This is a genomic window from Micromonospora sp. RTBAU3-60, assembly GCF_054963695.1.
Map to the genome: position 1 here is coordinate 1 of NZ_JBUEGB010000127.1, position 9,574 is coordinate 9,574.

The window sequence follows — 9,574 nt, forward strand, 5'->3', positions numbered from 1 at the left end:
GGCGCAGACGGTGCAGGTGTCGGCGTACCCGGACGCCTACGCCCAGTGGGAGCAGCAGGCCGCCGACCTGGTCGCCCAGCACTGGAACAGCTGACCCAAGCTGACCGAGCAGACCAATTGAAGAACACGCACAAGCCGCTGGCCGGCACCCGAAGACGGGTGCCGGCCAGCGCCGTCTCCAGAGAACGCCGTCTCCAGAGAACGCCGCCTCCAGAGATCTTGGACAGTTACCGCCCGCAGCGAACGGAAACGGTCCAAGATCCGGAAACGGCACGGGTTCGTACCGGAGGAGGAACCGTGACCGGCGGGCGGGCAAGGAGCACGACGGGGCTGGGCGAGGGTGACCGGCGCAGGGATCAAGCGCCGGAGCTGGCGACGCCGCGGCGGTCGTACCGGAGGGTGGCGACACCGGCGGTTGCCAGCACGGCGGCGAGGTCCCGCTGGATGCCCAGCCGCAGCTGCTACCCGCCGCCCCGGGCGCGGACCGCTGATTCGGCCGGGGAGCCGACGCCCGATCCCGGTCAGGAGGTTTCCCGGGGCCGGGGGTGGCCTGCGGCGATGTCGACCACGGCGGCGATCAGCGCCAGCACGACGATCCCGGCGGCCAGCAGCAGCGAGTGCCGGAACGCGGTCGACCAGTCGCCCCGGGTGCTGCCCAGCACCGAGAAGAACAGCGCGCCCACCCCCGCGATGCCGGCGGCCGAACCGATCCGCTGACCGGTCTGGAGCATGCCGGCCCCGCTGCCGGCCTGCGGCACCGGCACCTCGGACAGCGCCAGCGTCTGGTTCGGCGCGATGACCAGGCCGCTGCCCAGCCCGGCCAGCAGGAACGGCACCGCGGTCAGCAGCGGCACCGAGACGTGCGGAGAGCCGCGCAGCACCCAGACGACCGCGCCGAGGCCGATCACCACCACCAGCAGGCCGATGGCGACCAGCGGCCGGCCGAATCGGGTGACCACCCGGCCGCCCAGCGCCGACGCCACCGCTGAGCCGAGCGCGAACGGGGTGATCGCCAGCCCGGCGGCGAGGGCCGAATAGCCGAGCCCGATCTGCAGGTACAGGGTGAAGATGAAGAAGATCGCGGTGAACCCGGCGAAGTAGAGCAGGCCGATCAGGGTTCCCAGGGTGTACGAGCGCAGCCCGAACAGCCGCAGGTCGAACAGGGGCTGCCGGTGGCGGGCGTACCACCGCTCCCACGTGCCGAAGGCGACCAGGAAGACCAGCCCGGCCGGGATGAGCAGCCACTTCGCCGCCCCCGGCCACTGCTGTCGCTGCACCAGCGGGAGTAGCACCAGGGTCACCCCGACCCCGAGCAGCAGCACGCCGATCGGGTCGAGCCGATGCCGGTCCTGCGCGCCGGTCGGGCGGGCCGGCATGAGCCGCCAGCCGAGCAGCACGGCGAGGATGCCGACCGGGACGTTCACGAAGAACACCCACCGCCAGCCGTGCTGCTCGCCACCAAATTGGATGAGCAGCCCACCGAGCAGCGGGCCGATGGCGGTGGAGATGCCGATGGTGGCGCCCAGCAGCCCGAACGCGCGGCCCCGCTCGGCGCCCCGGAACAGCTGCTGGATCAGGCCGCTCACCTGCGGGTTGACCACCCCGGCGGCGGCGCCCTGGACGAGCCGGGCGATGATCAGCCACTCGGGGGAGCGGGCCAGCCCGGCCAGCGCGCTGGTCACCGTGAACAGCGCCACCCCGACCACGAACCCGGTGCGCCGGCCGCGGGCGTCACCGAAGCGCCCCGCCGGCACCAGCACCAGGCCGAAGGTGAGGGCGTACCCGGACAGCACCCACTGCAGGTCGCTGGGCGTCGCCCGGAGGGCCCGGTCGATCGATGGTACGGCGACGTTGACGATGCTGACGTCCAGCAGCGTCATGAACGCGGCGACCAGGCCGACCCCGAGCGCCTGCCAGCGGCGGCGGTTGTCGTACCCGGTGTCCGCCGGCGCCGACGGCCGATCCGCGCTCATCGTGCCCCCCGAAGACCGTCGATCACGCATCCCCGATCGCTACCCGGTCCCCCAGAGGGGCAAACGACGCATCAGGCCAGCTGGCGCGCGCACCACCGCGGGCCGAAGTCCAGCCCCGCCATCGGGGAGTCCTCGCGGTGCAGCAGGCCCCGCTCGGTGAGCAGGTGCAATGGCTCACGCAGCTCCTCTTCGGTCATCCCGGCTTCCTCCGCGATCGTGTCAGGGTAGGGGACGTGACCGCGCACCTCCAGCGCCGTCACCGCCTGGTACACCCGCTCCTCGACCTCAGACAGCTGTACCCGCTGCATCGCTTCCCTCCTCGGTGACCCGCCCGACCGGCGGGCGGTCTGCGCCCGGCGGTTACCCGGCCGGCGTCCGATGATGCCCACCCGATCGGGCGGTCGCACCGGCCGAGTGACCGGCGTTTCCGCCGGCCCGTGCCCTAGGCTGCACCAGTGATCATCTGGGATCTCGTCGTCGTCGGCGGCGGCCCCGCCGGGCTCTCCGCCGCCCATACCGCGGCCCGTGCCGGCGTCCGCACGCTGGTGCTGGAGCGCGCCACCCATCCCCGCTACAAGACCTGCGGCGGCGGGCTGATCGCCACCTCGCTGGCCGAGGTGGCCGACCGGATCGACGTGCCGGTCCACGACCGGGTCGACCGGGTGACGTTCACCCGGGACGGGCGACGCGGCTTCACCCGCCGGCACACCGGACCGCTGGTGAGCATGGTGCGCCGGGAGGAGTTCGACGACCGGCTGCGCGCCGCCGCAGTCGCCGCCGGGGTCGAGGTCCGCGAGGGGGTCGCGGTCCGCGCCGTCGAGCAGGACCCCGACGAGGTACGCCTGCGGCTGGCCGACGGCGACACCGTGCCCGCCCGCGCCGTGATCGGCGCCGACGGCTCCTCCGGCGTCACCGCCCGGCACGTCGGGGTGGCCTACCGCCAGGTGGACCTGGGGTTGGAGCTGGAGCTGCCCGTGCCACCCGCCGAGCAGCAACGCTGGCGGGGCCGGCTGCTGATCGACTGGGGACCGGTCCCCGGGTCGTACGCCTGGGTCTTCCCCAAGGGTGACCGGCTCACCGTCGGCGTCATCTCCGCCCGGGGCGAGGGGGAGCGGACCCGGGCCTACCTGCGCGACTTCGTGGCGCGGCTGGGCCTGTCCGAGGTGACCCCGGAGCACGACTCCGGCCACCTGACCCGCTGCCGGGCGGCGGACTCGCCGTTGCGCCGCGGCCGGGTGCTGGTCGCCGGCGACGCGGCCGGCCTGCTGGAACCGTGGAGCCGGGAGGGCATCAGCTTCGCCCTGCGCTCCGGGCGGCTGGCCGGCGCGGCGGTGGCCGGCGGCGACCCGGACGCCTACGAGCGGGACGTACGCCGGGAACTGCTGCCCGGCATGCGGGCCGGGCACCGGCTGCTGGAGGTCTTCGAGCGCCGGCCCGACGTGTTCCACGCGATGCTGGCCACCCCGCCCGGCTGGCGGATGTTCGTCCGGTTCTGCCAGGGCCAGGCCAGCTTCGACCGGACCCTGGACCGCCGCCCGGTCCGGGCGGGTCTCGCCCTGCTGGACCGGCTCCCGCCAATGCGGCGGACCGGGTCAACCGACCAGATTCCTGAGCGGCCGATCAGGGCACGATGACCGCCCGCCCGTGGATCTCCCCCCGGCGTAGCTGCTCGTACGCCTCCGGCGCCCGGTCGAGGGGGAAGGTCTGCACGTCGGCGTGCAGCTGCCCCTGCCGGGCCAGTGCGATCACCTCCTGCAGCTCCGCCCGGGTCCCCCAGAACGGCACCATGACGCCGGTCTCCAGCGGGACGGCCGGCGGCTCGTCGGCGACCGGCCGGACCGGCAGCGTGCCGCCGGCGAGGCCGACCAGCAACAGCTGGCCGCCGGTGGCGACCACCTGCCGGGCGGTGCTGAGGGTCGGGTCGGCCCCCACGAAGTCGAGCACCACGTCCGCGCCGTCCGGTGGGGCGCCCACCAGCGCCCGGATCCGGTCCACGCTGTCCGGCCCGGCCTGCACCACCTCGTGCGCGCCCAGCCGGGTCGCCAGGTCCAGCGCCGCCACGCTGGTGTCCACCGCGATGATCCGCACCGCCGTCGTGGCCGCCAGGATCTGCAGGGCCATGTGGCCCAGCCCGCCGATGCCGATCACCACGCAGGAGGTTCCCGGGCGCAGCTTCGGCCGGGCCAGCTCGACGGCGTGGTACGGGGTCAACCCGGCGTCGGTCAGCGGCGCCGCCTGGGTCAGGTCCATGTCCCCGATGTGCAGCAGGCGGGAGGCGGGCACCACCACGTACTCGGCGAGGCCGCCGTCGCGGCTGAGCCCGATGCCGCCGACCGGGACGACCCGGCACTGGTCCTCCAGGCCGCGCAGGCAGGCGCGGCAGCGGCCGCAGCCGATGATCCCGTAGACCGCCGTCCGATCCCCGGGCGACCAGCCGGCCACCCCGGCGCCGACCTGGTCCACCGTGCCGGCGATCTCGTGGCCGAGCGTCATCGGGGTGGGAAACATGCCCGGCGGCGCGTCGAGGATGTGCAGGTCCGAGTGGCAGGCGCCGACCGCGCCGACGCGCAGCAGCACCTCTCCCGGACCGGCCGTCGGGGTCGGCACCTCCACCTGCTCCAGCACCCCGGGTGAGATCAGCTGTACTGCCCGCATCCTCGTTCTCCACCCTCGTCGCCGACGGTCGTCGCGCCGGCTTACCCGACGGGCACGGGTTGATGCCGGCAGTGGCCGGACGGGCGCACAATGCCCTCATGAGCGAGCCGATCGAGTCGTTCACCGACGAGGAGTACGCGTTCCTGCGGCACGTACGCTTCGGCGAACTGCCGCCCGCGGTCCGCCCCGAGGACCGGGTGGAACTGACCGAGACCGAAGCCCGCCGGGACCGGCCCGAGCCGGTGGGCGACGCCGAGCAGTGGAATCTGCGGCACGGGGCGGGCTGAGCCGGAAACGGCCGACGGGCCGCGGGGGCGCACCCCCACGGCCCGTCGAACCGGTACGGATCAGAAGACCGGTACGCCCTCGCGGACCAGCTTCCAGTTCGGCACGAAGAAGTGGGCCGGGTTGATGGCGCCCTTGGCCTGCGCCCAGTCGATGAGCAACTGGCGGATCTCCTGCTGCTCGTTGTAGACCTGGGTCTTCACGATGCCGGGGAAGTTGCCGCCACCGCTGCGCCGGTAGTTGTTCACCGCGATGACGAACTGGGCGTCCGCGGCGACCGGGGTGTCGGTGCCCGGCAGGACCAGGCGGGTGATCCGCTGGCCGACCGGCTTCGAGATGTCGATGTCGTAGTCGACACCGGAGATCACGTCGTAGTTGTAGTCCGGAACGGCCGGGTCGCTGATGGTGTCCGGGTTGATGGCCGCCCCGACCGGCAGCGTCACGAAGTACTTCGCCGAGTACTCCAGGTACGCCTTCACCTCGGCGCCGGTCAGCACGACCGCCTCGAGGGTGTTGTCGTACACGTAGAGGCCGGCGACGTCGCGGATCCGCACGTCACCCTGCGGGAAGATGGCGGTGCGGCTGAACGGAGCCGCGATCGACAGCACCGGCAGGCCCGCGTATGCGGTGCCGGCCAGGGCCGCGGTGACCACGTCGGTCTGGACCTGGTTGATGAAGTCCAGGATCGGGGTGTCCTTGTACCGCGACTCGGCGGCGGAAAGCTCCTCCGTGGACTGCGCGACCACCTGGTTGACGTAGCCGACCGTCGTGTCGTGCTGGCCGCGGACGGCCGCGAGCACCGCCGGGTCCTCGACCACGGTGTTGGTGTTCAGCATGGTGGAGCCCTTGCTGACGACCTTCCAGCGGCCCTTCTCCCGGGTCAGGGTGAAGTCCATCCGGGTGAGGCGCTGGCCCCACTTCGACGGCTCCGAGGTCAGCACCTGCTCACCGGTCTGGGCGTTGGTGACCAACTTCTCCGGCACCTCGTTGTGCGCGTGGCCGAAGAGGATCGCGTCGATCCCCGGCACCTGCTCGGCGATCAGCGCCACCGGGTTCTCGTTCGGCAGCTCCGGGCCGTAGCTGGAGGTGCCGCTGTCGCCGCCGTGCGCCGAGATGATGACCAGGTCGGCGCCGCGCTCCCGCATGATCGGCACCCACTTGGCGGCGGTGGCGATCATGTCGGCGAAGACCAGCTTGCCCTCGACGTTGGCCTTGTCCCAGATGGCCACGCCGGGGTTGGTCAGGCCGAGGATGCCGACCTTCAGCGTCGGCGCGCCGAGCCCGCCGAGGTCGACCTCCTTGATCACGTACGGCAGGAAGGCCGGCTTGCCGGTCTTCTCGTTGATCGCATTGGCGGCCAGCGCCGGGAAGCCGAGCTGGTCGATCCACATGGCCAGCAGCGGCAGGCCGTAGTTGAACTCGTGGTTGCCCAGCGTGACGGCGTCGTACTTCAGCACGTTCATCGCGTTGGCCATCGGGTGCGTCTCACCAGTGGCGGTGATCGGCGCCTGCTTGGCGTAGTAGGTGGCCAGCGGAGTGCCCTGGATGGTGTCACCGGCGTCCAGCACCAGGGTCGCCTTGCCCTTGCGCTCCGCGCGGATCTGGTTGACCAGGGTGGCCAGCTTCGCGACGCCGACGTCGTTGTGCTTGCTGTCGTCGTACTCGGCGTCCTTGTAGTAGTCCCAGTTGTAGACGTTGCCGTGGGTGTCCGAGGTGCCCAGGATCGTCAGGTCCCAGGTCTTCGCCGCCTTCGCGGGCGCGGCGGCTCGGGCGGGCGCGCCGGCGAGCAGCGGGGCGGTCGCGGCGGCGGCCGCGACGGCCAGCACCTGGCGGCGCGAAGCACCGGAGGAGGAGGTCATGAGGTGCCTTTCCATGGGGGTGACGCGCCTCGTGGGCGCCGTTGCGCACCATAACGACCGGCTGTCCCGTGCGCCACATCGCCCCGCCCGGTTTCATCCCACCCGCGCCGGACGTCGCCTGGCCGTGACACCGGGTTCACCCGAACGTCGTTTCCGCCTCCCCGCCCGGGGTAGGGCGGAACTGGACCGGACGGGATGAAGCGGCACGAGGAGAAGCCGGTGAGCGAGGACCAGTACACCCAACAGGACCCCACCCGCCAGTACGGCCAGCAGCAGGGACAGCCCACCCAGCAGCAGTCCCCGCCGGGTTCCGAGCAGCGGATGGGGCCGAAGCCCGACCACGGTGAGGAGTCCTACCGGGGCAGCGGCCGGCTCGCCGGCAAGCGCGCGGTGGTCACCGGAGGCGACTCCGGCATCGGCCGGGCCGTCGCCATCGCGTACGCCCGGGAGGGCGCCGACGTGCTCATCTCCTACCTCGGCGAGCAGGAGGAGGCCGACGCCCGGGAGACCGTCCGGCTGGTCGAGTCGGCCGGCCGCAAGGGTGTCGCGGTGCGTACCGACCTCACCGACGAGAGCCACTGCCAGCAGTTGATCGACCGGGCGCTGGCCGACCTCGGCGGCATCGACATCCTGGTCAACAACGCGGCCTTCCAGATGGCCCAGGACAAGGGCCTCGCCGGGATCACCACCGAGCAGTTCGACCGGGTGTTCAAGACCAACGTGTACGCCATGTTCTGGCTGTGCCGGATGGCCGTGCCGCACCTGCCCGAGGGGTCGGCGATCATCAACACCTCCTCGATCCAGGCCTTCAACCCGTCGCCGCAACTGCTCGACTACGCCACCACCAAGGCGGCGATCGCGAACTTCACCAAGGCGCTCGCGCTGGACCTGGCCGACCAGGGGATCCGGGTCAACGCCGTCGCGCCCGGCCCGGTCTGGACGCCGCTGATCCCGGCCACCATGCCACCGGAGAAGGTGCGGCAGTTCGGCACCGACACTCCGATGGGCCGCCCCGGCCAGCCGGCCGAACTCGCCCCCGCATACGTCTTCTTCGCCTCGCAGGAGTCCAGCTACGTGACGGGAGAGATCCTCGGGGTCACCGGCGGCAAGCTCACCCGGTGACGATGCGGCCGGGTGGCCGCCCGCGCCCGTTGGGTCAGCGGGGCCAGGCGGCCATCCGGCGGCGCACCTCGGCCACCTGGTCGGCGTCCAGCCCGTACCGGGCGAAGCGCCGGTCCGGCACCCCGTCCAGATAGCGGCCCGCCGCCCGGACGTCCTCGAGGTCCAGCGCCGGGTCCACCTGGCGGGCCAGCTCCAGCAACTCCGCCACGCCGTACCGGTCCAGCGCGGCGGAGACGTCGATGTAGTCGCGTACCTCCCGGCGGTTGACCAGCGCGGCGGTCTTGTTGGCGATCAGATCGCGGACGTCCATCACCGGGCCCAGGTCCATCACCACCGGGCTGCGGTACCGGTCCAACCGGGCCAGGCTGAGCCGGATCTGGCGGCCGTCCCGGCTCACCACGAAGTCCCGCAGGTCCCGGTCGAAGCCGTCGAAGAGGTCCGCCAGCTCGCTGCCCGGATCCGCGTCGACCACCTGGAAGCCGGCCCGCTCCAGCGCGGCCCGCACCCCGGCCGCCGCCGCCGCGGCGGCGCCCTCCACGTCCGCGAACAGGTCCACGTCCTCCGTCGGGCGGGTGACCAGGCCGTGCGCCGCCCACGCCACCCCGCCGCCGAGCACGAACCGGTGCGGGCCGGCGGCGGCGAGGGCCACCCGGGCCACCTCCCGGTAGAAGTCGTGCAGATGGCTCACGCGGTACGCAGATCCCGGTGCCGGCTCTCCCAGGCCAGGCGGACGCCCCGGGGCAGGTTCAACCGCCGCCACACCCGCCGCAACGTCCGCCCGTCGATCAGCTCACGCAGGTCGTCCACCCGGCTGGTCTCGCGCAGCACGTTCTCGTACATCCAGAGCAGGTCGTCCGGCTCGCCGAGGTCGAAGGCGCGCTCCGTGCTCCACATCAGGCGGACCGGCAGCTCGACGATGCCGCAGGTGGGCCCGGTGAGCTCGGCGAGGGTACGCGCCACCACAGCGGGACGCCCGGGGCGGGCGAGGTACGCGCTGGTGGTGACCGACATGCTGTCAGGGTAACTCCTGTCCCCGGTTTTCCCGCTGTCCGTTCTGGGCTGCGGTTGGGCGCCCTGGTGCTGTTGGGGGTGTGGCCCGCCGGGCATTGTGGGAAGTGCGGTCTTTCGGCGGCCCGAGGGGCCTCTTTCCTGGAATGGGTCGCCTTTGGCGCGCTGGCCGGGCTTGATCGACTCCATATACGAGATGTGGCGGTATTGGCGGCTGCCGGATACCGCCGTTTACGCGACCTGGTGTGGATCACCCGAGGTTCGGCCCATCCGCCTGGGCGTTCTGGTAGGTGATGTCCGGTTTACGAGTGGCCGGTGGCATTTCGGCCCCGGAATGGTGGGCGGTCGGGGGTCGTTGAACACGGGTGCACGGCCGAGGAAGACGCCCCGCCCGACGGGTGGCTGGGCCCGGAATGATGGCAGCCCGCCGGTCGTTGCACATGAACCACGCGATCGAAGCGCCCCGGTGGGGTGGCCGGCCCGGAATGATGTGGGGCCGTCGGTCGTTGGATATGGTCCCGGCGCCGCGAAGAGGCGACCCCCGTCGCCCCGCGAGCTGCTGGTTTGAAGACTTTCCCCCCTTGTTTGAGCGCCTGACGGTGCTTGCGTGCCCTGCCCACCCCCGTGGGTTGTGGGTGCGCCGACCCCCGAATGGAGCTTTGGTTATGAATA

The 9,574-nt window shown here is 72.3% G+C and carries 9 protein-coding genes; 3 read left to right on the forward strand and 6 right to left on the reverse strand.

Annotation, left to right across the window (positions count from 1 at the left end; all coding sequences use genetic code 11):
- Positions 1-521 precede the first annotated feature (521 nt).
- Together ACY34I_RS39335 and ACY34I_RS39340 are read right to left on the reverse strand one after the other, a co-directional pair.
- On the reverse strand, positions 522-1,973 hold the full coding sequence (locus ACY34I_RS39335) for an MFS transporter (RefSeq protein WP_462760457.1): 1,452 nt from the start codon (positions 1,971-1,973) through the stop codon (positions 522-524).
- 71 nt (positions 1,974-2,044) lie between these two features.
- A complete protein-coding gene (locus tag ACY34I_RS39340; RefSeq protein WP_148804688.1) occupies positions 2,045-2,281 on the reverse strand; it encodes a hypothetical protein in 237 nt (78 codons plus the stop codon).
- A 147-nt stretch (positions 2,282-2,428) separates the two neighbouring features.
- Between ACY34I_RS39340 and ACY34I_RS39345 the strand changes: the two genes are divergently transcribed.
- Positions 2,429-3,607: a geranylgeranyl reductase family protein gene (locus ACY34I_RS39345; RefSeq protein WP_462760460.1), complete on the forward strand. Its 1,179-nt coding sequence runs from the start codon at positions 2,429-2,431 to the stop codon at positions 3,605-3,607.
- Here the strand turns inward: ACY34I_RS39345 and ACY34I_RS39350 are convergent.
- Positions 3,594-4,628 carry an NAD(P)-dependent alcohol dehydrogenase gene (locus tag ACY34I_RS39350; protein ID WP_462760462.1) on the reverse strand — a complete coding sequence of 345 codons (1,035 nt, stop codon included), beginning with the start codon at positions 4,626-4,628 and terminating at the stop codon, positions 3,594-3,596. The two genes, ACY34I_RS39345 and ACY34I_RS39350, sit on opposite strands and share 14 nt — an antisense overlap.
- A gap of 98 nt (positions 4,629-4,726) precedes the next feature.
- Here ACY34I_RS39350 and ACY34I_RS39355 point away from each other — a divergent pair, with 98 nt between their 5' ends.
- Positions 4,727-4,915, forward strand: a complete 189-nt coding sequence (locus tag ACY34I_RS39355) for a hypothetical protein (protein ID WP_462760464.1) — start codon at positions 4,727-4,729, stop codon at positions 4,913-4,915.
- Between the two features lie 60 nt (positions 4,916-4,975).
- Here ACY34I_RS39355 and ACY34I_RS39360 read toward each other — a convergent pair whose 3' ends face one another.
- Entirely contained in the window at positions 4,976-6,772 is a 1,797-nt protein-coding gene (locus ACY34I_RS39360; RefSeq protein WP_462760466.1) for a bifunctional metallophosphatase/5'-nucleotidase, read from the reverse strand.
- Between the two features lie 219 nt (positions 6,773-6,991).
- Here ACY34I_RS39360 and ACY34I_RS39365 point away from each other — a divergent pair, with 219 nt between their 5' ends.
- On the forward strand, positions 6,992-7,894 hold the full coding sequence (locus tag ACY34I_RS39365) for an SDR family oxidoreductase (RefSeq protein WP_462760468.1): 903 nt from the start codon (positions 6,992-6,994) through the stop codon (positions 7,892-7,894).
- A 34-nt stretch (positions 7,895-7,928) separates the two neighbouring features.
- Here ACY34I_RS39365 and ACY34I_RS39370 read toward each other — a convergent pair whose 3' ends face one another.
- Positions 7,929-8,582, reverse strand: coding sequence for a nucleotidyl transferase AbiEii/AbiGii toxin family protein (locus ACY34I_RS39370; protein ID WP_462760470.1), 654 nt, complete (start codon positions 8,580-8,582; stop codon positions 7,929-7,931).
- On the reverse strand, positions 8,579-8,905 hold the full coding sequence (locus ACY34I_RS39375) for a hypothetical protein (protein WP_462760472.1): 327 nt from the start codon (positions 8,903-8,905) through the stop codon (positions 8,579-8,581). The genes ACY34I_RS39370 and ACY34I_RS39375 overlap by 4 nt, the downstream gene beginning before the upstream one ends.
- Positions 8,906-9,574 lie beyond the last annotated feature (669 nt).

Coding starts and splice junctions, on each gene's coding strand:
- ACY34I_RS39350 (WP_462760462.1), bottom strand. CDS start 4,628: ATGCGGGCAGTACAGCTGATCTCACCCGGGGTGCTGGAGCAGGTGGAG.
- ACY34I_RS39355 (WP_462760464.1), top strand. CDS start 4,727: ATGAGCGAGCCGATCGAGTCGTTCACCGACGAGGAGTACGCGTTCCTG.
- ACY34I_RS39340 (WP_148804688.1), bottom strand. CDS start 2,281: ATGCAGCGGGTACAGCTGTCTGAGGTCGAGGAGCGGGTGTACCAGGCG.
- ACY34I_RS39360 (WP_462760466.1), bottom strand. CDS start 6,772: ATGACCTCCTCCTCCGGTGCTTCGCGCCGCCAGGTGCTGGCCGTCGCG.
- ACY34I_RS39375 (WP_462760472.1), bottom strand. CDS start 8,905: ATGTCGGTCACCACCAGCGCGTACCTCGCCCGCCCCGGGCGTCCCGCT.
- ACY34I_RS39335 (WP_462760457.1), bottom strand. CDS start 1,973: ATGAGCGCGGATCGGCCGTCGGCGCCGGCGGACACCGGGTACGACAAC.